This window comes from Streptomyces sp. NPDC054975 (assembly GCF_053609105.1).
The window spans coordinates 41,173-62,473 of the sequence record NZ_JBSGWV010000023.1 but is presented as its reverse complement, the minus strand read 5'-3'; the positions used below and the strand labels follow the sequence as shown (position 1 = coordinate 62,473).

At 71.7% G+C, this 21,301-nt stretch carries 26 protein-coding genes; 14 read left to right on the top strand and 12 right to left on the bottom strand.

Annotated features, from left to right (window positions below):
* Positions 1-20: 20 nt before the first annotated feature.
* Together ACWF79_RS21100 and ACWF79_RS21095 are read right to left on the bottom strand one after the other, a co-directional pair.
* On the bottom strand, positions 21-791 hold the full coding sequence (locus tag ACWF79_RS21100) for a hypothetical protein (RefSeq protein ID WP_453729647.1): 771 nt from the start codon (positions 789-791) through the stop codon (positions 21-23).
* A gap of 238 nt (positions 792-1,029) precedes the next feature.
* On the bottom strand, positions 1,030-1,641 hold the full coding sequence (locus ACWF79_RS21095) for a rhomboid family intramembrane serine protease (RefSeq protein WP_453729646.1): 612 nt from the start codon (positions 1,639-1,641) through the stop codon (positions 1,030-1,032).
* Between the two features lie 98 nt (positions 1,642-1,739).
* On the opposite strand from ACWF79_RS21095, the gene ACWF79_RS21090 reads away from it, so the two are divergent.
* Positions 1,740-2,420, top strand: coding sequence for a UbiX family flavin prenyltransferase (locus tag ACWF79_RS21090; protein ID WP_453729645.1), 681 nt, complete (start codon positions 1,740-1,742; stop codon positions 2,418-2,420).
* Between the two features lie 7 nt (positions 2,421-2,427).
* Here the strand turns inward: ACWF79_RS21090 and ACWF79_RS21085 are convergent, their stop codons facing one another.
* On the bottom strand, positions 2,428-2,568 hold the full coding sequence (locus tag ACWF79_RS21085) for a hypothetical protein (RefSeq protein WP_453729644.1): 141 nt from the start codon (positions 2,566-2,568) through the stop codon (positions 2,428-2,430).
* A 114-nt stretch (positions 2,569-2,682) separates the two neighbouring features.
* Here ACWF79_RS21085 and ACWF79_RS21080 point away from each other — a divergent pair, with 114 nt between their 5' ends.
* The 6 genes from ACWF79_RS21080 to ACWF79_RS21055 all read left to right on the top strand — a co-directional run bounded on the left by ACWF79_RS21080 (position 2,683) and on the right by ACWF79_RS21055 (position 7,697).
* Positions 2,683-3,138: an Lrp/AsnC family transcriptional regulator gene (locus ACWF79_RS21080; protein WP_031013392.1), complete on the top strand. Its 456-nt coding sequence runs from the start codon at positions 2,683-2,685 to the stop codon at positions 3,136-3,138.
* 50 nt (positions 3,139-3,188) lie between these two features.
* Positions 3,189-4,352, top strand: coding sequence for an aminofutalosine synthase MqnE (gene mqnE, locus ACWF79_RS21075; protein WP_453729643.1), 1,164 nt, complete (start codon positions 3,189-3,191; stop codon positions 4,350-4,352).
* A 4-nt stretch (positions 4,353-4,356) separates the two neighbouring features.
* On the top strand, positions 4,357-4,881 hold the full coding sequence (locus ACWF79_RS21070) for an N-acetyltransferase family protein (RefSeq protein ID WP_453729642.1): 525 nt from the start codon (positions 4,357-4,359) through the stop codon (positions 4,879-4,881).
* A 49-nt stretch (positions 4,882-4,930) separates the two neighbouring features.
* Positions 4,931-5,221: a DUF4229 domain-containing protein gene (locus ACWF79_RS21065; protein WP_453729641.1), complete on the top strand. Its 291-nt coding sequence runs from the start codon at positions 4,931-4,933 to the stop codon at positions 5,219-5,221.
* 351 nt (positions 5,222-5,572) lie between these two features.
* Positions 5,573-6,913, top strand: coding sequence for a dicarboxylate/amino acid:cation symporter (locus tag ACWF79_RS21060; protein ID WP_453729640.1), 1,341 nt, complete (start codon positions 5,573-5,575; stop codon positions 6,911-6,913).
* A gap of 106 nt (positions 6,914-7,019) precedes the next feature.
* The gene (locus ACWF79_RS21055) at positions 7,020-7,697 is read left to right on the top strand and encodes a TetR/AcrR family transcriptional regulator (protein WP_453729639.1); all 678 of its coding nucleotides are present in this window, start codon (positions 7,020-7,022) and stop codon (positions 7,695-7,697) included.
* A 24-nt stretch (positions 7,698-7,721) separates the two neighbouring features.
* Here the strand turns inward: ACWF79_RS21055 and ACWF79_RS21050 are convergent, their stop codons facing one another.
* From ACWF79_RS21050 to ACWF79_RS21035, 4 genes are all read right to left on the bottom strand, one after another.
* Entirely contained in the window at positions 7,722-7,970 is a 249-nt protein-coding gene (locus ACWF79_RS21050) for an SCO4226 family nickel-binding protein (RefSeq protein WP_453729638.1), read from the bottom strand.
* Between the two features lie 38 nt (positions 7,971-8,008).
* On the bottom strand, positions 8,009-8,683 hold the full coding sequence (locus ACWF79_RS21045; RefSeq protein WP_453729637.1) for a pyridoxine/pyridoxamine 5'-phosphate oxidase: 675 nt from the start codon (positions 8,681-8,683) through the stop codon (positions 8,009-8,011).
* Positions 8,684-8,736: 53 nt separating this feature from the next.
* Positions 8,737-9,996, bottom strand: a complete 1,260-nt coding sequence (locus tag ACWF79_RS21040) for an FAD-dependent monooxygenase (RefSeq protein WP_453729636.1) — start codon at positions 9,994-9,996, stop codon at positions 8,737-8,739.
* Positions 9,997-10,118: 122 nt separating this feature from the next.
* Positions 10,119-11,294, bottom strand: coding sequence for a thiolase C-terminal domain-containing protein (locus ACWF79_RS21035; protein WP_453729635.1), 1,176 nt, complete (start codon positions 11,292-11,294; stop codon positions 10,119-10,121).
* A gap of 33 nt (positions 11,295-11,327) precedes the next feature.
* Between ACWF79_RS21035 and ACWF79_RS21030 the strand changes: the two genes are divergently transcribed.
* The 3 genes from ACWF79_RS21030 (at position 11,328) to ACWF79_RS21020 (ending at position 13,470) form a co-directional block, all read left to right on the top strand.
* Positions 11,328-11,699 (top strand): iron chaperone, encoded by a 372-nt coding sequence (locus ACWF79_RS21030; protein WP_453729634.1) that lies wholly within the window; start codon positions 11,328-11,330, stop codon positions 11,697-11,699.
* An 80-nt stretch (positions 11,700-11,779) separates the two neighbouring features.
* Entirely contained in the window at positions 11,780-13,000 is a 1,221-nt protein-coding gene (locus ACWF79_RS21025) for an acyl-CoA dehydrogenase family protein (protein WP_453729633.1), read from the top strand.
* Positions 13,000-13,470: a nitroreductase family deazaflavin-dependent oxidoreductase gene (locus ACWF79_RS21020; RefSeq protein WP_453729632.1), complete on the top strand. Its 471-nt coding sequence runs from the start codon at positions 13,000-13,002 to the stop codon at positions 13,468-13,470. Before ACWF79_RS21025 ends, ACWF79_RS21020 begins: the two co-directional genes overlap by 1 nt.
* Positions 13,471-13,659: 189 nt before the next feature.
* Here ACWF79_RS21020 and ACWF79_RS21015 read toward each other — a convergent pair whose 3' ends face one another.
* On the bottom strand, positions 13,660-14,307 hold the full coding sequence (locus ACWF79_RS21015) for a TetR family transcriptional regulator (protein ID WP_453729631.1): 648 nt from the start codon (positions 14,305-14,307) through the stop codon (positions 13,660-13,662).
* A gap of 306 nt (positions 14,308-14,613) precedes the next feature.
* Between ACWF79_RS21015 and ACWF79_RS21010 the strand changes: the two genes are divergently transcribed.
* Positions 14,614-15,507, top strand: coding sequence for a VOC family protein (locus ACWF79_RS21010; protein WP_453729630.1), 894 nt, complete (start codon positions 14,614-14,616; stop codon positions 15,505-15,507).
* 104 nt (positions 15,508-15,611) lie between these two features.
* Positions 15,612-17,996, top strand: coding sequence for an outer membrane protein assembly factor BamB family protein (locus ACWF79_RS21005; RefSeq protein ID WP_453729629.1), 2,385 nt, complete (start codon positions 15,612-15,614; stop codon positions 17,994-17,996).
* A 34-nt stretch (positions 17,997-18,030) separates the two neighbouring features.
* On the opposite strand, the gene ACWF79_RS21000 is transcribed toward ACWF79_RS21005, so the two are convergent.
* The gene (locus tag ACWF79_RS21000; protein ID WP_453729628.1) at positions 18,031-18,804 is read right to left on the bottom strand and encodes a hypothetical protein; all 774 of its coding nucleotides are present in this window, start codon (positions 18,802-18,804) and stop codon (positions 18,031-18,033) included.
* Positions 18,805-18,911: 107 nt separating this feature from the next.
* On the opposite strand from ACWF79_RS21000, the gene ACWF79_RS20995 reads away from it, so the two are divergent.
* Positions 18,912-19,484 (top strand): hypothetical protein, encoded by a 573-nt coding sequence (locus tag ACWF79_RS20995; RefSeq protein WP_453729627.1) that lies wholly within the window; start codon positions 18,912-18,914, stop codon positions 19,482-19,484.
* Positions 19,485-19,570: 86 nt separating this feature from the next.
* On the opposite strand, the gene ACWF79_RS20990 is transcribed toward ACWF79_RS20995, so the two are convergent.
* Positions 19,571-19,798, bottom strand: coding sequence for a hypothetical protein (locus ACWF79_RS20990; protein ID WP_453729626.1), 228 nt, complete (start codon positions 19,796-19,798; stop codon positions 19,571-19,573).
* On the opposite strand from ACWF79_RS20990, the gene ACWF79_RS20985 reads away from it, so the two are divergent.
* Positions 19,797-20,081 carry a hypothetical protein gene (locus ACWF79_RS20985; RefSeq protein ID WP_453729625.1) on the top strand — a complete coding sequence of 95 codons (285 nt, stop codon included), beginning with the start codon at positions 19,797-19,799 and terminating at the stop codon, positions 20,079-20,081. The two genes, ACWF79_RS20990 and ACWF79_RS20985, sit on opposite strands and share 2 nt — an antisense overlap.
* 16 nt (positions 20,082-20,097) lie before the next feature.
* Here the strand turns inward: ACWF79_RS20985 and ACWF79_RS20980 are convergent, their stop codons facing one another.
* Positions 20,098-20,874 carry an enoyl-CoA hydratase/isomerase family protein gene (locus ACWF79_RS20980; protein ID WP_453729624.1) on the bottom strand — a complete coding sequence of 259 codons (777 nt, stop codon included), beginning with the start codon at positions 20,872-20,874 and terminating at the stop codon, positions 20,098-20,100.
* On the bottom strand, positions 20,871-21,296 hold the full coding sequence (locus ACWF79_RS20975; protein WP_453729623.1) for a Zn-ribbon domain-containing OB-fold protein: 426 nt from the start codon (positions 21,294-21,296) through the stop codon (positions 20,871-20,873). Before ACWF79_RS20975 ends, ACWF79_RS20980 begins: the two co-directional genes overlap by 4 nt.
* Between the last annotated feature and the right edge of the window lie 5 nt (positions 21,297-21,301).

Below are 21,301 nucleotides of genomic sequence, written 5' to 3'. Positions count from 1 at the left end.
CGGCCGCCGGCGGTCGCGGCTCAGTCGATCTCGAAGCGCCCGGGGGTCGGCCGGGCCGGCGGCTGCGGCTGCTGAGCCGGGTCCTCGGGCGCGTTCAGCTGCCGGAAGCCGCCCAGCGGATTGCTCCAGCTGCCGTCGGAACTGTCCGAGTCGTAGTCCGAGTTCGAACCCACGTCCGCGGCGATGTTCTCGCCCTTGCGGGGGGCTCCGCTCTTGTCGTTGCGCCGCTTGATCGAGTCCTGCAGGGTGTTCGGGTTCTCCAGCAGCGGGAGGCCGAGGCCGGGGGCGGCCTCGCCCGTCGCGGCCTGGAAGACCGAGCGGGCGAAGGTGGTGCAGTTGAACGTGGCCAGGTTGTAGGAGCGGCTCTCGTTCGACCGGATGAACTCCCGCGCGTGGTTGTACTGCTCCTCCGTGAGCTCCGCGGTCAGCTTGGACGAGGCGTTGTCCGGGTTGTCGTGGTTCCTCTTGACCACCCCCTTCACCGACTTGAAGGGCTTGGTGTGGGGCACGTCCTCGGCAGGGAAGAAGCCGTAGGACTTCCACGTCTCCTGTCCGCCCTCCTCCTTGTAGAGGGCGACCCAGGCGTGGCCGAGCGCGAGGTTCGCCCAGTAGTCGAGGTGGTGGGTGCGGCTGTTCTTCGCCGTCTGGATCTGGATCCGGTACCGCGCCTGGCTGCTCTGTCCGCCGTCGCCGCCCTGCCCGTCGCCCGATTCCGTCCGCTGGATCTGACGCTGCCGGCCGAGCGCGCGGACGGCGGCCGCGTTCCCGACGCTGCGTTGCAGAGCGTGCATGGCGGCGGGCGTGAGGTGCCGGGGGTGGCCGGGGTGAGGGACGTGGTCCCGCGCCACGGGTGCCCGCTGCTCGCGCCCGCGGCCCGGCGCGGACCCGTCTGCTCCTCGGTCTCGTTGAGTGAACATGGCCGCTCCGGAAGGCGTGACGTCATGGCGTGCGCTCTTCGCAGTCTCCTCGCGGCGCGGTCGAGCGGTCCAGGTCTCCAAGGGCAGAGCCAGGGGCACCGCGGGGGCAGCCTCAGGAGGGCAGGGCGGCCCGCCCGCGGGTGGGGCGGAAGAGGAACGCCGCGCCGATGCCCGCCATCAGGCCCACGAGGTGGCCCTGCCAGCTGACCGTGGTGTTGGCGGGGGAGATGCCCATGAGGATCGAGCCGCCCCAGAGGGCGGCGATCGTCATGCCCACCGCTATGCCGAGGGGCCTGCGCTCCACGAAGCCACGGAGGACGAGGTAGCCGAAGAGGCCGAAGACCAGGCCGGAGGCGCCCGCGGTGATCGAGTTCGACGGGGAGATCAGCCAGACGCCGACGCCGTCGGCGACGATGATCAGCGCGCAGACGGCGAGGAAGCGGCGCAGGCCGCCGAGCGCGGCGACGAAGCCGAAGATCAGCAGCGGGACGCTGTTGGAGGCGACGTGCCCGAAGCCGAAGTGCAGGAACGGCGCCGCGAGAATGCCGCTCAGGCTCTCCGGGTCGCGGGCGACGATGCCGTACGCGTCGAGCGCGTGGCCCGTCGCGAGGTCGACGACTTCGAGGACCCAGAGCAGGGCGACCCAGCCGGCCATGAGCCCGATCGCCGTCTTCGCCCGGTCGGACGTACGCCATCTCGTCGCTTCGATGTCTGTCATGGTCATCCCCCTGCGGTGTTCCCTGCTGTGCGGCCCTGTGCAGGGGGAACGTACGGGACCCCGTGCGGAGTTCTCCCACCGGGCCGCCGGATAGGCTCGGTCGCGTGGAGCCGGTAGAGGAACAGCAGCGTCGTCCCTGGGTGGTCGGGGTGTCCGGGGCGTCAGGGACCCCCTACGCCGCCGCCGTGCTGAGGGGGCTGCTCGCAGCGGGGGAGAGCGTCGACCTGGTCGTCTCGCGGGCGTCGCGGCTGACGCTGCTCGACGAGACGGGGATCGCCTTCCGGGACGCGCACTGGCGCGAGGACCTGGCGGCCTGGCTGGCGCGGGGCGCCGACGGGAAGCCGGACAGCTTCGACGTGACGGTCGACGACGTGCGGTACTGGGCGGCCGGTGACCTGGCCGCGGGGCCGAGCAGCGGCTCGTACCCGGTGAAGGGGATGCTGATCGTGCCCGCCTCGACCGCGTCGGTTGCGGGCGTGGCGCTCGGACTTTCGAAGGACCTGCTCCAGCGGGCGGCGAGCGTGATGCTCAAGGAGCGGCGGCCGCTGGTGGTCGCGGTGCGGGAGACCCCGCTGAACGGGCAGACGCTGAAGCATCTGGTGACGCTGGACGAGGCGGGCGCCGTGGTGCTGCCCGCCTCTCCGGCGTTCTACGCGGGGGCGACGCACATCCAGGATCTGGTGGACTTCGTCGCCGGGCGGGTGCTCGACGCGGCAGGAGTGCCGCACCGGCTGTACCGCCGTTGGGAGGGAGAGCTCGGAGGCGGCTCCTCCCGCGATGACTAGCGGGGGATCAGCGCTGCTTGGCGGCGCGCTTCTTCTCGGCGCGCCGAGCGGCGCGGGACGGCTGGTGGGCACGCGAGCGGTTGGCCATCTCCTGCAGCTCGCGCATACGGGCGTAGGCCATCTCGATCGTGTACACGGTGAACACCACTCCTGAATGATCGTCTTTGTTCAATTGAAAGATTCACAGGGTGTCGACCCCTGTGTACCTTAGATTCTATACCTAAACTCGCGGTATCGCTGGACAATGGAAGGCTTCGTACCTATGGACGCCGTGGACAGGCAGCTCATCCAGGCTCTGCGCGAGAACGGCAGGGCTTCGTACGCCGAGCTCGGCCGGCTCGTCGGGCTCTCCGGCCCCTCCGTCACCGACCGCATCAACCGTCTGGAGGCGGCCGGTGTCATCACCGGCTACCGCGCGACGGTCGACGCCGCCTCGCTCGGCCTCGGCGTCACCGCCCTCATCGGCATCTCCCTCTCCGACGCCGCCGACCACGAGGACGTGGCGCGCCGTCTGAAGGACCTCGCCGAGATCGAGGACTGCTGGTTCATCGCCGGCGACGACTCGTTCATGCTCAAGGTCCGGGCCAACGACGTCGACGGCCTGGAGAAGACGATCCGTCGGCTCTCCGGCACCAAGGGCGTCTCCCGCACCCGTACGACGATCGTGCTCTCCACGAAGTGGGAGAACCGGGTCGGGGATCTGCCCGAGGAGGGCTGAGAGTACGGTGGGTGGAGCCTGAAATCGTCAGACATGGGAGGGCGGCCTTGATGGACGCGGGACTCAAGCGCGAGCTGGAGCAGAAGGTCCGTTCCGGAGAGCGGCTGAGCCGCGAGGACGGCATCGCTCTGTACGAGTCCGACGACCTGGCCTGGCTCGGTGGCCTGGCCCACGAGGTCCGGACCCGCAAGAACGGTGACGTCGTCCACTTCAACGTCAACCGCCACCTCAACATGACGAACGTGTGCACCGCGTCGTGCGCGTACTGCTCGTTCCAGCGCAAGCCGGGCGAGAAGGACGCGTACACGATGCGCATCGAGGAGGCCGTCCGCCTGGCCAAGGCGATGGAGAACGAGAACCTCACCGAGCTGCACATCGTCAACGGGCTCCACCCGAACCTGCCCTGGCGCTACTACCCGCGCTCGCTCTCCGAGCTGAAGAAGGCGCTGCCGAACGTCTCCCTCAAGGCCTTCACCGCCACGGAGATCCACCACTTCGAGACCATCTCGGGCATGTCGGCCTCCGACATCCTCGACGAGCTGATCGAGGCCGGTCTGGAGTCGCTGACCGGTGGCGGCGCGGAGATCTTCGACTGGGAGGTCCGCCAGCACATCGTGGACCACCGCACCCACTGGGAGGACTGGTCCCGGATCCACCGCCTCGCGCACGAGAAGGGGCTCAAGACCCCGTCGACGATGCTGTACGGGCACATCGAGGAGCCCCGGCACCGCGTCGACCACGTGCTGCGGCTGCGTGAGCTCCAGGACGAGACCGGCGGCTTCCAGGTCTTCATCCCGCTGCGCTACCAGCACGACTTCGTGGACATGCAGGACGGCAAGGTCCGCAACAAGCTCCAGGCACGGACGACGATGGCGACCGGCGCGGAGGCGCTGAAGACCTTCGCGGTCTCCCGTCTCCTCTTCGACAACGTGCCGCACGTCAAGGTCTTCTGGGTCATGCACGGCGTCCAGACCGCGCAGCTCGCGCTCCAGCACGGCGCCGACGACATGGACGGCTCGGTCGTCGAGTACAAGATCACGCACGACGCGGACAACTACGGCACGCCGAACAAGCTGGGCCGCGAGGACCTCCTCGAGCTGATCCGCGACGCCGGCTTCCGCCCGGTGGAGCGCAACACGCGGTACGAGATCATCCGCGAGTACCTGGGTCCGGACGCGGACCGCCGCGAGTCGCCCCAGCCGATGCGGGTCTGACCCCATGGGCCTCACCTTCGCACTCGATCCGCCGGTCACGCCCGCGCTGCGCGACGGCGTCCTGCGCCTGTGGGCGGACGTCTCCAACGCGGGCGGGGCCGTCGGCTTCGTCCCGCCGGTGGACGTGGACGAGATCCGGCCCGAGCTGGTCAAGCACCTCGCCGCGATGGCCGAGGGCCGGATGCGGCTCGTCGTCGGCCACGAGGAGGACGGCACCGTCGCCGCCACCGCCTTCGTCGCGTACAACACACACCGGCTGATGACGCACTGGGTCTGGCTCTACACGGTCATGGTCCACCCCTCCCACCAGGGCAAGGGGTACGGCCGCGACCTCATGGCCGCCGTCGAGGACGCCGTCCGCGGCTTCGAGGGCATCGAGGCGATCCGGCTCACCTGCCGCGGCGGCACGGGAGTCGACCGCTTCTACTCCTCGTGCGGCTACAAGGAGGTCGGGCGGGTGCCCGGCGCCATCCGGGTGGCCGAGGGCGACGACCGGGACGACATTTTCATGCTGCTCCCCCTGAATTGATCCAATTCGGCCGTGCTTCACTGGTAGGAACCGAGAGAAAGGGGCCGTCGTGGCCGCGAACGGGACGGGCGCTGCGACCCTCCGCTACACCCTCATGCGCCTCGGCATCTTCGCCGGGTGCTTCTTCGCGCTCTGGGGGCTCGTCTACGTCGGCGTGCTGCCGCGCGGCCTCGGCGACTCCAACCTGCTCTGGGTCCTCCTGCTCTCCATCGTGATCTCCGCGCCGCTCAGCTTCGTACTGCTGCGGGGCCAGCGGGACGCGATGTCCGAGCAGATCGTGGCCAAGGTGGACCAGGCGAAGGGCCGCCTGGAGGCCAACCGCACCCGCGAGGACGCGTAAGGCCGGGTAAGTTTCGTCACAGCACAAACACCCCGGTCAGGAGCTTCGAAGGCTCCTGACCGGGGTGTTCTGCGTTTCGGAGGCCCTGCCCGGCCTCCACCACCTCAAAGAAGGGCTTTGAGGTTCTCAAAGTTCAAGTGTTAACGTGTCCGGCATGAAGACAGCCGTGCGCCTCCCCGATGCCGTGAGCATTCCGCTCGTGGCGCGCCGGCATGTCGATCTGTGCCGCTGTATGTCCGCGGTCTGTTGCCGCGAGCTCTGACCCCGGCATCATGCAGCGGTACGCCCCCAGCGCGTGAGTACCGCACCCCCGTCCCCGTATTTCCCGATACGCACCTGTGGAGTGTGTCTGTGTCCGCGTCCGCGACCCCCGAGACGAAGTCCCCGACTTCCTCCCGCATACCCAAGATCCCCTTCTGGGCCCAGATCGTCGCCGGTCTCGTCCTCGGTGTCCTGCTCGGCTGGCTCGCCCGCAGCCAGGACGTCAGCTGGCTCAAGGAGACCCTCGGCCAGGTCGGCGACATCTTCGTCCAGCTCCTGAAGCTGGCCGTCGCCCCGCTCGTCTTCTTCGCGATCCTGGTGTCGATCACCAACCTGCGCAAGGTCAACAACGCGGCCAGGCTGGCCGCGCAGACCCTCGTCTGGTTCATGATCACCTCACTGATCGCGGTCGCCATCGGCCTCGCGATCGGCCTGCTCACCAACCCGGGCGCCGGCACCGGCCTCACCCCGCAGGACGGCAAGCTGCCCAAGCGCGAGGGCACCTGGATCGACTTCCTGACCGGGATCATCCCGTCGGACGTCATCACCCCGTTCACCGAGCTGAACGTCCTCCAGATCGTCTTCATGGCCGCCGTCGCCGGCATCGCCGCCCTCAAGCTCGGCGACCGCGCCAAGCCGATCCTCGCCCTCTCCGAGTCGGTCCTCGAGCTGCTCCAGAAGGCCCTGTGGTGGGTCATCCGCCTCGCCCCCATCGGCACCGTCGGCCTCATCGGCTTCGCCATCGCCGACTACGGCTGGGAGCTGATCGGCAAGTACGCGACCTTCACCGCCGACGTCTACATCGGCTCCGCGCTCGTGATGTTCGGCGTCTACCCGCTGCTGCTCGCGACGGTCGCCAAGGTCAACCCGCTCCAGTTCTTCAAGGGCGCCTGGCCGGCCATCCAGCTGGCCTTCGTCTCCCGCTCCTCGGTCGGCACGATGCCGGTCACCCAGAAGGTCACCGAGCGCCTCGGCGTCCCGAAGGAGTACGCCTCCTTCGCCGTCCCGTTCGGCGCCACGACCAAGATGGACGGCTGCGCCGCGATCTACCCGGCGCTCGCCGCGATCTTCATCGCGCAGATCTTCGACGTCCAGCTGGGCATCCAGGACTACCTGCTGATCGCCTTCGTCTCGGTCGTCGGCTCGGCCGCCACGGCCGGCCTGACGGGCGCCACGGTCATGCTGACCCTGACCCTCTCCACGCTGGGCCTCCCGCTGGAGGGCGTGGGTCTGCTGATGGCGATCGACCCGATCCTGGACATGATGCGTACGGCCACGAACGTCGCCGGCCAGGCGCTGGTCCCGGTCGTCGTCGCCGCCCGCGAGAAGATCCTGGACCTCGACGCGTACAACACCGCCTCGTCCTCCCCGGTCGACGGCGCCGACGCCCGCGACTCCGAGCAGAAGGTCGCGGTCCCGGCCACGGCCTGAGCCGCCCGCGCGCGTGTGGCTTGATGCCGATGCCCATGTCCCTCCGGGGGCATGGGCATCGCGCGTTCCCGCCGTAGGCTCCTCCCCGGAGAAAGGGAGGGCCCACGTGGGTGCCACGAAGGTCAAGCGGATGCCGCGGGAGGTGCGGGAGCGGCAGATGATGGACGCCGCCGTGCGGACCTTCGGACAGCGCGGGTACCAGGCCGCGTCCATGGACGAGATCGCCGAGCTGGCGGGGGTGTCGAAGCCGCTCGTCTATCTGTATCTGAACTCCAAGGAAGAGCTCTTCACCGCCTGCATCCGGCGCGAGGCACAGGCCTTGCTCGACGCCGTCGCGGCCGGGGTCGACCCGGGCCGGCCGGCCGAGGAGCAGCTGTGGGCGGGGCTGCTCGCCTTCTTCACGCACACCGCCGAACACCCCGACGGGTGGGCGGTGGTGAGCCGGCAGGCGCGGACCCACGGGGAGCCGTTCGCCGGTGAGGCGGGGCGGATGCGGGACGAGATCGTCGCGTACGTGGGAACGCTGATCGGGGCCGCGGCCCAGGAGACCCACCGCGAGACGAACCGCGACCCGGAACTCGCCGAGCGGGATGTCGCGGGCCTGGCCCAGGCGCTCGTCGGGGCGGCGGAGTCGCTGGCCTCCTGGGCGAACGAGACGCCGGGGATGACGGCCTGGGAGGCGGCGGCGACGCTGATGAACTTCTCCTGGGCGGGGCTCGGCAACCTCATGAGGAACGAGCGCTGGTCGCCCAGGGAGCCCCAGGGGCCGCGGCCTCCTCGCTGACCCCGCGCCGTCCGACCCGTACCGTCACACCATCAGGCTCACTTCGTGGATCTCGTCGGCGGCGTGGCCCGTGCGGGCGTGGATGCGCTGGACGGCGTCGGCCGACGGGCCGTGGGACAGGCAGTAGACCGTGCCGGAGTCGGGGTCCGCCCAGGCCTTTTCGAAGTGGACGCCCTCGTCCTTCTCGATCGCGAGGTCGGCCGCGTGCGCCTCCTTCAGCTGGTCGGCGGTGATCCCCTTCATGTTCCGGTGGACATCCATGTAGGTACCCATGGCACACCTCCTCCTCTCATGGTGCGCCCCGGCCCCCGTCACGGCCAGAGCAACTCCCGCGCCCAGCCGTCCGCCGCGTCCCGGCGGTAGCGGAGCCGCACATGGCGCCGTCGCTCGTCGCCCTGGAAGAACTCGACCTCGGCCGGCTCCAGGACGTACAGGGTCCAGCTCTCGGCGTGCGCCCCCGGCTCGGCCTGCGCCCGCTCCCAGGCCGCCTCGCTCACCCGGCGCAGCTCGTCCCGCGATGCGAGGACCTCGCTCTGCCGGCCCACGAGCGCGGAGGCCAGGGCCCCGGTCGTCCGCGCGTGCAGATCGGCGTACGCCTCGTCGCGCGGCGACGTCGAGACCCGGCCTCTGACGCGTACCTGACGCCCCTGGACGGGCCAGTAGAAGCCGAGCGCGGCGTCGGGGCGGGCGGCCAGCTGACGGCCCTTGGCGCTCGTGGCGTGCGAGGCGAAGTGCCAGCCGCGCGCGTCGGCCCCGTGGAGCATGACGGTACGGACGTCGGGGCGCCCGTCCTCGTCCACGGTCGCCAGCGACATGGTGTGCGGCTCCACCTGCCCCGCCTCGGCCGCCGCCACGAACCACTCGTGGAAGAGCGGCAGGGGTTCGGCGGGGGCGTTCGCCGGGTCGAAGGACGGCAACGTGGTGTCCCAGACCCGCAGGGAGCGCAGGGCGCGGTCGAAGGGCGAGGTGTGCGACGACTCGGTCATGGCGTCCATCATGAGGGCCGCACGGCTCTCCGGCCGCCTTCCCACCGAGGCCCTCAAGCCGTGGCCGTGGCGGCGGCCGGGCTCGGGTCGTACTGCTTCAGCGGGATCGCGTTCGCCGCGCGCTGGATGTCCGCGCGGATCTTCTTCGCGATCAGGTTCTTCCACGGCGTGTGGGGGAGTGTGCGGACCATGGCCATGCGCAGGGCGATCTTCCAGCGGGAGGAGACCGTCATCTCCTTCGCGAAGCCCGCCGCGAACCGCTGGTTCAGCTCCACGCCCGGGCGCATCACGCGTTCGTACGCGGCGAAGGCCGCGCCGTGCTCGCCGTGGGCCGCCGCCAGTTCGCCCGCGAGGACGTACGCGCCGGTGAGGGCGAGGCCGGTGCCCTGGCCCGAGGCAGGCGACGTGCAGTGGGCGGCGTCGCCGAGCAGGACGACGCGGCCGCTCGACCAGCGGTCCATCTCGATGAGCGCGATCGCGTCGAAGTAGAAGTCGTCGGCTTGTGCCGCGTCGGCGATCAGCCGCGGGATCTCCCAGTCGTCTCCCGCGAAGGCGTCGGCGAGCAGCCGCTTCTGGGCGCCGGTGTCCCGGTGGTCGTAGGACAGTTCCTCCGGCGCGGCGAAGACGAAGCAGTTCTTCGCGGTGTGGGCCTGCTCGCCCGCCGTGCTGTAGACGGAGACCAGCTTGTCGGGGCGGGCGTGGTAGGTCTCCCAGCGCGTGAGGCCCAGGCGGTTGGGGCCGGTGAAGATCGAGACGTACGCGCCCAGGTACCGCCGGAAGCGCCGCTCGTCACCGAAGACGAGGCGCCGGGTGTGCGAGTGCATGCCGTCGGCGCCGACCACCAGGTCGAAGCGGCGGCGCGCGCCGCTCTCGAAGGTGACGTCCACACCGTCGCCGTCGTCGTGCAGGGTGGCGATCGAGTCGCCGAAGACGTACTCGACGTCGTCGCGGGTCCGCTCGTACAGGATGCGGGCGAGGTCGCCGCGCATGATCTCGTCGTCCCCCTCCGTCCGTCCGCCGAAGATCTCGGCGGGCAGCTCCCCGACCTTGCGGCCCTGCGCGTCGACGTACGAACCGCCGTCCATGTCCGTGGAGTTGGCCCGGACCTCGTCGAGGATCCCGAGCCGGCGGCAGACCTCGACGGCGGTGCCTCGGACGTCGACCTTGTAGCCGCCGGTGCGGAGTTCGGGGGCGCGCTCGACCACGGTGGGGGTGAAGCCGTGGCGGTGGAGGAGGAGGGCGAGGGCGGGGCCGGCGATGGAGGCGCCGGAGATGAGGACGGTCTGGTTCGCGAGCGGCGTGCGCGTCGTCATGGCAGGACTCCTGGTCGCGGTCGGTGCGGGGCCGCTCCGACCCCGCACCGACGACTATACGGATGTCCTACACGCTTGTCTATGACGCTTGTATAGATTCTGGTGCGGCAGGAGTGGCCGGGTCAGCCCCGGCCAAGGACCACCGTCCCCGACGAGCAGAACCAGCCCCCCGTCCCCGACGCCACCGCCAGCTCCGGCAGGCTCCCGTCCGGGCGGCGGACCTGGAGGCCCGGCGCCTCGCCGCGCAGTTGGCGTACCGCCTCCACCAGCAGGAACAGGCCCCGCATCCCCGGGTGACAGGCCGAGAGGCCGCCGCCGTCCGTGTTCACCGGGAGGTGGTCCTTCGCCTCGACGAACGCGCCGCCCTCGCCCTTCGCGCAGAAGCCCAGGTCCTCCAGCGTCACGAGCGTCATGTACGTGAAGGCGTCGTAGACCTCCGCCAGGTCGATGTCCGCGGGGCCGACGCCCGCCCGCTCGAACGCGAGCCGGCCGCTGACCGCCGCCGGGGAGACCGTGAAGTCCTCCCACTCCGACATCGTCGTGTGCGAGACGTGCTCGCCCGTGCCGAGGACCCACACGGGCGCCTTCGCCGTGTCCGGCACGTACTCCTCCGCCGCGAGCAGCACCGCGCAGCCGCCGTCGCTGCGGATGCAGCAGTGCAGCTTGGTGAACGGGTCGGCGATCATCGGGCCGTCGAGCACCTCGTCGACCGTGATCGGCTCGCGGAACATCGCCTCCGGGTTGAGCGCCGCGTTCGCCCGCGCCTGGACGGCCACCTCGGCGAGCTGCTCCAGGGTCGTCCCGTACTCGTGCATATGGCGGCGGGCGGCCATCGCGTACTTGGCGATCAGAGTGTGTCCGTAGGGGACCTCGAACTGCAGGGGGCCGCGCGCCCCGAAGGAGAGGTTCGAGGTGCGGCGACGGGCCTTGATGTCGGCGCGGGCGGTCGATCCGTAGCCGAGCAGGACGACGTTGGCGTGACCGGCGGCGATGGCGTCGGCCGCGTGGGCGGCCATGACCTCCCAGGTGGCGCCGCCGACGGCGGTCGAGTCCACCCAGCGGGGCCGTAGGCCCAGGTACTCGGCGACCTCGACCGGCGCCAGGGCGCCGAGCCCCGCCGAGGCGAGGCCGTCGATCACCGAGCGGTCGAGGCCGCTGTCGGCGAGGGCGCGGCGGGCGGCCTGGGCGTGCAGAGTGTAGGGAGTGGCCTCGTCGACCCGGCCGCAGTCGGAGAGGGATATGCCGACGACGGCGACGCGGCGCCCGGCGCGGTCGCGGTTCCGTGAAGTGGTGGGCATGAATCTGACGGTACATCAGATGAGGAGAACCGGATGCCGAGAAGCACGGCCGAAGACGTCGACACCTACCTCGCCGAGGTCGTGGAACCGGACCGCCTGACGGCCCTCGTCCGGCTGCGTGAGCTGTGCCGCATCGAACTCCACGGCTTCGAGGAGGTCATGGCGTACGGAATGCCCGCGTACCGGCGGCCGGGCGGGGAGCCGGAGATCGCCTTCGCCTCGCAGAAGCGGTACATCTCCTTCTACCTGATGCGCCCGGACGTCCGGGAGGGCTTCGAGGAGCGGCTCGCCGACCAGGACATGGGCAAGGGGTGCCTGCGCTTCCGCCGCCCGGAGCGGGTGGACTTCACCCTCGTACGGGACCTGCTGCGGGCGACGGCGAAGGCGCCGGGGGAGATCTGCTGATCCGCGAGTCGCTCCCGGCTCTGGGATTCTGCCGCCGTCCGCCCTAGCATGACGGGCCGTCAGATACGGAGGGGAGCTCCATGGACGCCGCCTTCACCGCGGAGCAGGACGAGATCCGCCGCACCCTGCGCGAACTGCTCGCCAAACGCTCCGGGCCCGCCGAGGTCCGTGCCGCCGTCGCCACCCCCGAGGGGTACGACACCGACCTGTGGAACCGGATGTCCGGCACCCTCGGACTGCCCGGGCTCGCCCTGCCCGAGGAGTACGGAGGAGTCGGCTGCGGCCCCGCCGAGCTCGCCCTCGCCTGCGAGGAGACCGGCCGGGCCCTCGCCCCCTCGCCGCTCCTCGCCACCGCCGTCCTCGCCGCCCCCCTGATCCGCGCCCTCGGCACCGGACCCCAGCGCGCCGACCTGCTGCCGCGCATCGCCGACGGCTCCCTGACCTGCGCGCTCGCCGTCCCCGGCGGCTCGCTCTCCCGCGCCCTCGGCCTGACCGGCGACAACGGCTCCTGGGCCGCCGGCGGCGGGCGGGCCGGCGGCGTCCAGGCGCGGGCCGCCGACGGAGGGTGGCGGCTGTACGGGGAGGTGACCCAGGTCCTCGACGGGCACAGCGCCGCGCTGCTCCTGGTCGCCGCCCATGCCGGAGGCTTCGCGCGGAGCCGGACCCTGCTCTTCCTCGTACGGGGGGAGGCCGCCGGACTCGTCCGCGTACGGCAGTCGACCCTGGACGCCACCCGCTCCCAGGCCGCCGTGCAACTACGGGACGTGAGCGCCGAGTTGCTCGGCGAGGAACCGGTCGACGTGCTCGGGGCGCTCGCCGCGACCGGGTGCGTGGCGGCCGTGGCGCTCGCCGCCGAGGCGGTCGGCGCGGCCCAGGCCGCCCTGGACCGCACGATCGAGTACGTCGGCTCCCGCGCACAGTTCGGGCGGCCCGTCGGCTCCTTCCAGGCCGTCAAGCACCGGGTCGCAGACCTGTACGTGCACGTGGAGGCGGCCCGCTCGCTGACGTACGGCGCGGCACGGGAAGCCGGTGGCGATGCCGGGGCGGGCGGCGCGGCGCGGGAAGCCGGTGGCGGTGCCGGGGCGGGCGGCGCGCTCGCCCTCGCCGCCGGCCTGGAGGCGCTGCGGACGGTGGCCGGCGAGACGATCCAGCTGCACGGCGGCATCGGCTTCACCTGGGAGCACGAAGCGCACCTGTACTTCAAGCGGGCGACGGCGGACGAGCTGCTCTTCGGGCCCGCGCGGCGGCTGCGCGAGCGGGCCGCCCAGGTGACAGGGCTCTTCGGGGAGGTGGCGGCCTGATGCCCGTCGGCGTGCGTCTGATGCAGAAGGTGTCGTCCACGAAAGCGTTCGCGAAGATCGCCCCGCACTTCATCCCGGCGATGGACCGGGCCGTGCACCGGCTGACGCGCGGCAAGGTGATGCTGAGCGCCCAGATGCTGCCGGGGCTGGTCCTGACGGCGAAGGGCGCGAAGTCGGGCCGGCCGAGGGTGACGCCGCTGGCGTGCATGCCCGAGCCGGACGGGACCTGGCTGCTGATCGGCTCCAACTTCGGCCGGGAGGGCCACCCGGCGTGGACCGGGAACCTGCTGAAGTACCCGGAGGTGGAAGTGAGTTGGCGCGGCGAGACGATCCCGGTGCGGGCCGAGCTGCTCGCGGGGGAGGAGCGGGCCGCCGCCTGGCGGGCGGCGCTCGAATTCTGGCCGCCGTACGCGACGTACCAGGCGCGGGTGGAACGGGAGATCAGGCTCTTCAGGCTGAGGAGGCGGTGAGGGGCGGGGCGCGGCACTCGGGCCGGGGCACTCCTCGCGCCGTCCTCGCGCCGGACAGGGGAACGCCGACGGCGGTCTCGCGAGGAGGGCCGCCGTCGGCGCGACAGGACGGACGAAGCGCGGGGTGGAGCGAGGTGGGGCGCCAGGGGGGCGCTGGAGGCGCTGGCTTGGCGCGGGTGGGGCCAGGGGCTACTTCGTCGGCTTCTTGCCCGTGATCCCCAGGTGCACCAACAGCGCCAGGTTCGGCTTCAGTTCGGCCTGCTTCACACCCCAGGTCTGGAACCCCTTCTGGTGACCGGCCACCGAGGCCAGCATCGCCACCAGGGATCCCGCCATCGCCGCGGGGCTGACGTCCTTGTCGACCTTGCCCTTGGTCTGGAGGTCCTTCACCGCGTCCGTAAGGGAGTTGGTGACGGAGTTCAGGATCTTCATGCGGATCTTGTAGAACCGTTTGTCGCCCTCGGCGGCGCCGAGGTCCACGACCCGCAGGATCGCGTCGTGCCGGCGCCAGAAGTCCAGGAAGCCCTCGACCAGTTCCTCGGAGGTCTGCCAGCCCGCCTTGCCGACCCAGGAGCGGCCGGAGACCAGTTCGGTCAACGCGGCGCCCTCCTTGGCCATTTCCTCCGCGATCTCGAGGACGGCACCCTCGACGTCCGGGAAGTACTGGTAGAACGTCGCGGGTGAAGTGCCCGCCTTCCGGGCCACGTCGATGACCTTGACGTCCCGGTACGGCGAGGAGCTGAGCATCTCGCTGAGGCAGTCGAGCAGCTTCTGCCGCGTCGCCTGACCGCGTCGTCCGGCCACGCGGCCGTCGACGGTGCGTACTTGTCCTGTCATGCCGTCAGCTTACCGACGGGTGATCGGCGCGCGATTCGGCCGACTGCAAATGGGGTGCACCCCCTCCTGGGGCGGCACCCGGGAGGCCGGGGGCGAGGGTGAGGGGCGTCCGGCCAGGCGCCCGGCCAGGCGTCCGGCTCGGTCCCTGCGGGGGCGGGAGGCCGCCGAACTCGAAAAAGCTTATTAACAGCCTGTGGACAACTTCGGTGGACAACTCCAGGGAGGCTCGGGCGGCCGCCTCCCTATATGGCGGTATGTTCGATTATGGGGCGTGCGGCGGGACCTCCCCCGACCTAGCGTGGAGCCATGGCGGTATTCACAGAGGGCACCCCCTGCTGGGTGGAGGCACAGCTCCCCGACCTGGAGGCGGGGAAGCGGTTCTACCGCGAGATCTTCGGCTGGACCTTCGACCCGGACCGCGACGAGGCCCTCAGCGACGGGAAGCGCGTCGCCGGACTCGTACCGAAACGCGACGGCCGGATGCCCACGACCTGGACCGTCTACCTCGCCACCGAGAACGCGGGCACGCTCGCCGCCCGGATCAAGGCCGCGGGCGGCCAGATGATCATGGAGCCGTACCCGGTGGGCCCCTTCGGCGTCCTCGCGCTCGCCGCCGACCCGGGCGGCGCCGTCTTCGGCCTGCGGCAGGCGGGCGACGACAACGGCTTCGAGAAGACGATGCTCCCCGGCTCCTTCTGCTGGATGGAGGTCTACACGAGGGAACGGGACGCGGTCGACACCTTCTACGCCTCCGTCTTCGGCTACCTCGGCCGCCAGGTGGAGCCGCGCGAGGAGGGCAGGGAGAGCGACTTCGACTACCGCGTCTGGTCCCCGCCGGGCTCCCGCCCCGGCGACGACACCGCCTTCGGCGGCCGGGCCGTCCTCACCGACGCCTTCCCCGCCGAGATGCCGGGCCACGTCCTCATCTACTTCGCCGTCGCCGACTGCGACGCGACCTGCGCGACGGCCGTCGCCCTCGGCGGCCGCGTCACGAACGAGCCCTTCGACACCCCGCATGGCCGCATCGCCGTCCTCCGCGACAACCAGGGCGCCCGCTTCGCGATCCTGGCGGAACCGAAGGACGAGCCGACCGGGACCGACACCACCGCGACCCACTCCACGCAAGCCGCCGCACCCGAACCCGCCGACCCCACCGAACCACCCGAAAAGCCCCCCGCCCGGCCCGGCGAAATGAACTGAGACACCCCGATCCGCCCCCGGGTTCGCAACCGTCGCCTCGGACAGGAAGAATCAGGGCCCACGGGGCCGTACCCTCATGGCCCGTACGGGGAGGTGGCAGGCAAGTGGAGCAGCTGACGCAGCACGACCCGAGACGGATCGGGCCCTTCGAGGTGCTGGGCCGGCTCGGTGCAGGTGGCATGGGGCTCGTCTATCTCGCGCGCTCGGCGTCCGGGCGGCGCGTGGCGATCAAGACCGTGCGGACCGAGCTCGCCGAGGACCAGCTGTTCCGTGTCCGTTTCACCCGTGAGGTCGAGGCCGCCCGGGCCGTCTCCGGTTTCTACACGGCCGCCGTCGTCGATGCCGACCCCCGCGCCGCCGTGCCGTGGCTGGCCACCGCGTACGTCCCCGCGCCCTCCCTCGAAGAGATAGTGAACGAGTGCGGGCCGCTGCCGGCCCAGGCCGTCCGCTGGCTGGCCGCCGGGGTCGCCGAGGCCCTGCAGTCCATCCACGGCGCGGGCCTGGTCCACCGCGACCTGAAGCCGTCCAACGTCCTCGTCGTCGAGGACGGCCCCCGGGTGATCGACTTCGGCATCGCGTCGGGGGTCTCCAACACCCGGCTGACCATGACCAACGTCGCCGTCGGCACGCCTGCGTACATGTCGCCCGAGCAGGCCCGCGACTCGCGCAGTGTCACCGGGGCGAGCGATGTCTTCTCGCTCGGCTCGATGCTGGTGTTCGCCGCCACCGGACACGCCCCGTTCCACGGCGCCAACCCCGTCGAGACCGTCTTCATGCTGCTCCGCGAGGGCCCGGACCTGGAGGGGCTGCCGGACGAGCTGCGGCCGCTCATCGAGTCCTGCATGCAGATGGACGTCTCGCGCCGCCCCTCCCCGGCCGACCTTCAGGCCCAGCTCGCGCCCCATCTCTTCGGTCCCGGCAGCGACGACAGCGGTACGGCCTCGGCCTGGCTGCCGCGGTCCGCCGTCGAGATGATCGAGACCCGCCGCGGCGGCCGCCCGAGCGCCCCGCCGCCGCCGGTCACCCCGCCCACGCCCCCGCGTCCGCCACGGCAGCCGCCGGAGTGGAGCGGTGAGGGACGCCCCGGCGGCCAGGGCGGCGGCGGTCGGCACGCCGCACCCGCCGAGGTCGGCGGTCCCGTACGGCTGGCCGGCGCCGCCGTCCCGATCGGCCCCGGCCTCCGCGTCGCCGACACCCGCGCCGCGCTCGGCCCGGTCGTCGACGCGGGCACCGCCACCGGCTGGATCCGGCCCCCCGGCGGCGCGCCCGCCCCCGAGCCGGCCCCCCTGCCGGGCTCCCGCCCCCTCTCCGTACCCCCACCGGCCCCGGAAGCCGCACCCGAACCCGCGCACTGGCGGCCCTGGCGCTTCCGGATGTCCAACGACGTCTGGGGCACCCCGGTCGTCGACGGCGACCTGCTCTACGTCACCTCCTTCGAGGTGCACGCGCTGGACGTCGCCAGTGGCCGGCGCCAGTTCAAGACGCGGGACGTCGCCTGGTCGATGGCGGTGGCCCAGGGCCGTATCCACGCCTCCGACGGGCCCACGCTGTACGCCCTCGACGCCACCGACGGCGGTGAGCGCTGGCGGCTCCAGACGGACGCCTGGGTGTACTCCCTCAAGGTCGACCGGGGCACGGTCGTCACCGGCACCCGGGGCGGCGGGGTCCAGGGCTGGGAGGCCTCCAACGGCGCCAAGCTGTGGGAGGTCACCGGCGCGCAGACCGACTTCGAGACCCCGGAGGCGGGGCCCGCCGTGCACGGCGACACCGTGTACGTCTGGCGCAACGCCCGGCTCCAGGCCCTCGACGCCCGTACGGGGGCGGAGCGCTGGTCGTACCCGGTCGGCGACGCCGCCTCGTGCGGCAACGTGCCCGTGCGGGTGGCCCCGGCGGAGGACGGCTACGTGTACGTCGCCGCCGGTACGCGCGTGCTGTCGATCGACATCGCGTCCGGGCACGTCCGCTGGCACTTCGAGGCGCCCGCGGTCTTCCTCTCCCCGCCCGCCTTCGCCCCCGGCCCGGCCGTCACCGGCGGCGGGGTCTACCTCGCCGACTACCTCGGCACGGTGTACGCCCTCGACGCGACGACCGGCCAGGACCGCTGGCGGATCGCGACCGAGTCCCGCCAGTCGATCGAGCCCGTGCTCGTCGTCGACGGGAACGTCCATGTGGGCAGCGGCAGCGCGCTGTACACGCTCGACGCGGTCACGGGCACGCCGAAGTGGCGGTTCGCGGCGGGTGGCGAGCTGATCGGCACGCCGGTGGTGGCCGACGGGCGGGTGCACTTCGGCTCGGCCGACCACGTCCTGTACACGCTGGACGCCTCGGGCGGCCAGCTGCGCTGGAAGCTGGCGACCGGCGGCGAGATCACCGGCTCGCCGGTGGCGCGGGGCGGGGTCGTGTACGCGTGCAGCAAGGACCGGTGCGTGTACGCCCTGGACGCGGTGAAGGGCACGGCCACGGGGCGGGGCGCGGCGCCGAGGGCGTGAACCGCCCCAGAGGCGCCGAGGGCGTGGCGCGGCGCTAGGCGCGGTCGTCCCGGCGGGGGTAAGGGCCTTGGCCTTGGTCCCCGCCCTGTCCCTGGTCCCAGCCCCGACCGTGTCCCTGGTCGCCGCCCTGTCCCTGGTCCCAGCCCCGGCCGTGTCCCTGGTCCCCGCCCTGGCCCTGGTCCCACCCGCGCCCCTGGTCCCAGTCCCGGGCCTGGGTCCGGTCGCGGTTCGGGTCGTGGGTTCCGGGGGGCCAGTCCTGGGCCTGGGTCCTGTCGTGGTCCGGGTCCCACCTCGGTACGTCCATCGTCCGGGTGGAATCGTCGTCCCCGGTCGGCGTCGGGCGCGTGGGATGGGCGGGGTACGTCGGCTGCGGGCCCAGAGGCATGGTGTGCGCGCGGGTGCGGCCCGACATGACGAGGGCGCCGAGGAGGATCAGGATCCCGCCGCCCCCGGCGATCGCGACGCCGTCGTCGAGTCCCGCACCGTCCCCGCCGACCGTGAGGCCGCCCTCCACCTGGCCGACGCGGACCATCCACAGGATGGTGAAGCCGAGGACGACGAGCCCGGCGAACGCCACGAGCAGCCGCGAGCGCAGCACCACGCCCAGAAGGGTGACGAGAGCCGCGAAGGCGAACGGGAGCAGGATCGAGCCGATCACCTCGGCCCTCGCGTCGGTGATGCCGCCGAACAGGTCGTCGATGCGGTAGTCGCTGCCGTGACGGCCGTCGTACCAGGCACGGAAGGGGCTCCAGACGGCGGCCGTCGCTCCGGCGAGGGCCAGGACCGAGCCGATGACGTTACGGACCATCGAGCGGCCTCCTTACGGTCCGGCTCTCGGTCTTGACGCTACGCCGGGTGCGGGGGGCCCGCCACGTGGCACTAGGGTGGCGCGGACACGACAGGAGGAACGGGGAGATGGCAACGGGGACGGCGCGCCGCAGGGGCCTCAAGCTCGCGGCGACGCTCACGGTGGTGGTGCTCGCGCTGACGGGCTTCCAGACAGGCAAGGGAAGCAGCGGCGGCAGCGGGAGCGGCAAGAGCAAGAGCAGTGGCTCCGGCGGAGGCTGCTCCAGCCCCAAGAAGAAGAACAACGACTACGACTACGACAACAACGACCTGGGCAGCGGCTCGGGCGGCAGCGAGTACACCACCGCACCCGCCTCGCCGAGCGTCACGTCCTCCCCGAGCTCCACGGTGGAGGTGGTCGTGACCGATTGTGTGGATCCCGCGCAGAAGAAGCGCAAGGGCAAGCCGGCCCGTAAGGCGGACACGACGGCCACTCTGAAGATCACCTCGCGGGAGACGGTCACGCGGACGTTCGAGGTCGAGGTCGATTTCGAGGGCTCGGGCGGGGTGGACGTCGACGAGGCGCGAAAGCTCGTGACGGTCGAGCCGGGCGAGACGAAGACCTTCGACGTGTCGATGGAGTCGCCGAAGACGGTCGACCGGGTCAAGTCGTGTGCAATCGCAGGGGTCTCCGTCCAGTAGGGTGACGTGCGCTCGTCAAGGCGGGCGCATTCACTTCGCTCATTCGCACTCTGCACACTCAACGGGGGTTGAAGCGTGAAGCTTCGTCATGTCCGTGCCATCGCCGTCTTCGGTATCGCCCTGGTCGCGCTCACCGGCGCCCGCGGCTCCAACGGCGCCAGCTGCGGCGGCGGCAGCAGCTCCAGCAGTTCCAGCAGCTCCAGCGGCGGCTCCGACAGCAGCAGCTCCAGCAGCGGCGGCTCCGACAGCTCCAGCTCCAGCAGCGGTGGCCTGACCACCGGCGGCACCGGCGGCTCGTCGAAGAACAAGGTCATGCGCGACGTCCGCATCGACGAGTGCAAGCTCAGCGCCGACCGCAAGAACCTGGTCGCCAAGGTGACGATCACCAACAGCGACTCCTCGGCGTACCTCTACGACGTCTCCCTGCAGTTCAAGGGCGCCCCGAGCGCCGCCATCGCGATGGCGCAGGTCGACGACCTGCGCGTCGAGGGCGGCGCCTCGAAGCCGACCGAGGCGACCACCCCGTACACCGGCACCGGTGACGGCTCCGAGTACACCGAGTGCGTCGTCGTCTCCGCCGACCGCACCATCGGCTGACGGAGGAAGACGCTCCCTAGCGCAGCCGGAAGCCCTCCCCCCTCCTCGTGAACAGCTCCGCCTGCCGCTCCGGCGGCAGGTTCCCGAGCGTGACGAGGTGGGGGGCGTGGGCGAGGGCCTGGGCACGGGCGGCCTCCTTGGCCGACCAGAGCGCCCGGACCGTGCCCTGGACGGCCTCGGTCGGGTAGGACGCCACGACGGCGGCGGCGCGGCGGGCCGCGTCCAGCGCGCCGCCGTCCTCCGTCAGCTCGGAGACGAGCCCGGTGTCGTACGCCCGGCGGGCCGAGATCCGCTCGGCGCTCCCCATCAGGGCCATCCGGGAGACCTCCCCGAAGGGCATCCTCTGCGCCATGTGGATGGTCTCGAAGGCGCTGACCATCCCGTAGGTGGTGTGCGGGTCGAAGAAGGTCGCGCCCTCGCCGGCGACGAGGAACTCCGCCTCCCCGAGCAGGTAGAACGCGCCCCCGCAGGCCATGCCCTCCACGGCGGCGACGACCGGTTTCCACAGGTCGTTGGCCTTGGGCCCGATGGCGATCAGCGGATCGTCGATCGTGTACGGGGAGGAGGGCTGCGGGATCCCCGTGGCGGCCGCGCGGTCGATGCCGGTGCAGAAGGCCCGCTGTCCGGCGCCGGTGACGACGACGGCGCGTACGGTGTCGTCGTACCGGAACTCCCGCCACGCATCGGCCAGTTGCCGGGCCATCTCCAGGGTGAGGGCGTTGTGCTTCTCGGCCCGGTCGAGGGTGACGGTCGCGACGCCGGTCTCCTTGTCACGTTCCACGGTGACGGTCATCCGCGCTCCAGGAGCCACCGCGGCACGGTCATGCCGTCGACCTCGGTGAACGCCACCTTCACGCCCGCCCCGATCCGCAGCCGCGCCGGGTCGACGGAGTCGAGGGCCGCGTCCGGGGCGGCGACGACGTTGCCGACGAGCCGGATGCGGGGCGCCTCGGCGAGTTCGACGACGACGGCGTTGTACGGGGCCTGGGCGGCGTAGTCGGGCAGGAGCGGCGGGTGGGGCAGGACGTACGACCAGATCCGGCCGCGCCCGGACATCAGCCGCCACTCGGCGGCGAAGGACTGGCAGTGCGGGCAGCAGGGCCGGGGCGGGAAGCGCAGTTCGCCGCAGTCGGCGCAGCCCTGGATCCTGAGTTCGCCACGGGCGGCGTACTTCCAGAAGGGCGCGCCGTCCTCGTCCACGACAGGCGTCAGCATGGTGG

Excerpts from the sequence above, each read along its gene's own strand:
- ACWF79_RS21080 (WP_031013392.1), top strand. The coding sequence starts at position 2,683 with ATGGACGCCGTGGACAGGCAGCTCATCCAGGCTCTGCGCGAGAACGGC.
- ACWF79_RS21030 (WP_453729634.1), top strand. The coding sequence starts at position 11,328 with ATGCCGAGAAGCACGGCCGAAGACGTCGACACCTACCTCGCCGAGGTC.
- ACWF79_RS21000 (WP_453729628.1), bottom strand. The coding sequence starts at position 18,804 with ATGGTCCGTAACGTCATCGGCTCGGTCCTGGCCCTCGCCGGAGCGACG.
- ACWF79_RS21025 (WP_453729633.1), top strand. The coding sequence starts at position 11,780 with ATGGACGCCGCCTTCACCGCGGAGCAGGACGAGATCCGCCGCACCCTG.
- ACWF79_RS21070 (WP_453729642.1), top strand. The coding sequence starts at position 4,357 with ATGGGCCTCACCTTCGCACTCGATCCGCCGGTCACGCCCGCGCTGCGC.
- mqnE (WP_453729643.1), top strand. The coding sequence starts at position 3,189 with ATGGACGCGGGACTCAAGCGCGAGCTGGAGCAGAAGGTCCGTTCCGGA.
- ACWF79_RS21100 (WP_453729647.1), bottom strand. The coding sequence starts at position 791 with ATGCACGCTCTGCAACGCAGCGTCGGGAACGCGGCCGCCGTCCGCGCG.
- ACWF79_RS21020 (WP_453729632.1), top strand. The coding sequence starts at position 13,000 with ATGCCCGTCGGCGTGCGTCTGATGCAGAAGGTGTCGTCCACGAAAGCG.
- ACWF79_RS21035 (WP_453729635.1), bottom strand. The coding sequence starts at position 11,294 with ATGCCCACCACTTCACGGAACCGCGACCGCGCCGGGCGCCGCGTCGCC.
- ACWF79_RS20995 (WP_453729627.1), top strand. The coding sequence starts at position 18,912 with ATGGCAACGGGGACGGCGCGCCGCAGGGGCCTCAAGCTCGCGGCGACG.
- ACWF79_RS20990 (WP_453729626.1), bottom strand. The coding sequence starts at position 19,798 with ATGACCTTGTTCTTCGACGAGCCGCCGGTGCCGCCGGTGGTCAGGCCA.
- ACWF79_RS21045 (WP_453729637.1), bottom strand. The coding sequence starts at position 8,683 with ATGACCGAGTCGTCGCACACCTCGCCCTTCGACCGCGCCCTGCGCTCC.
- ACWF79_RS21040 (WP_453729636.1), bottom strand. The coding sequence starts at position 9,996 with ATGACGACGCGCACGCCGCTCGCGAACCAGACCGTCCTCATCTCCGGC.
- ACWF79_RS21050 (WP_453729638.1), bottom strand. The coding sequence starts at position 7,970 with ATGGGTACCTACATGGATGTCCACCGGAACATGAAGGGGATCACCGCC.
- ACWF79_RS20975 (WP_453729623.1), bottom strand. The coding sequence starts at position 21,296 with ATGCTGACGCCTGTCGTGGACGAGGACGGCGCGCCCTTCTGGAAGTAC.
- ACWF79_RS21015 (WP_453729631.1), bottom strand. The coding sequence starts at position 14,307 with ATGACAGGACAAGTACGCACCGTCGACGGCCGCGTGGCCGGACGACGC.
- ACWF79_RS20985 (WP_453729625.1), top strand. The coding sequence starts at position 19,797 with ATGCGCGACGTCCGCATCGACGAGTGCAAGCTCAGCGCCGACCGCAAG.
- ACWF79_RS20980 (WP_453729624.1), bottom strand. The coding sequence starts at position 20,874 with ATGACCGTCACCGTGGAACGTGACAAGGAGACCGGCGTCGCGACCGTC.
- ACWF79_RS21095 (WP_453729646.1), bottom strand. The coding sequence starts at position 1,641 with ATGACCATGACAGACATCGAAGCGACGAGATGGCGTACGTCCGACCGG.
- ACWF79_RS21010 (WP_453729630.1), top strand. The coding sequence starts at position 14,614 with ATGGCGGTATTCACAGAGGGCACCCCCTGCTGGGTGGAGGCACAGCTC.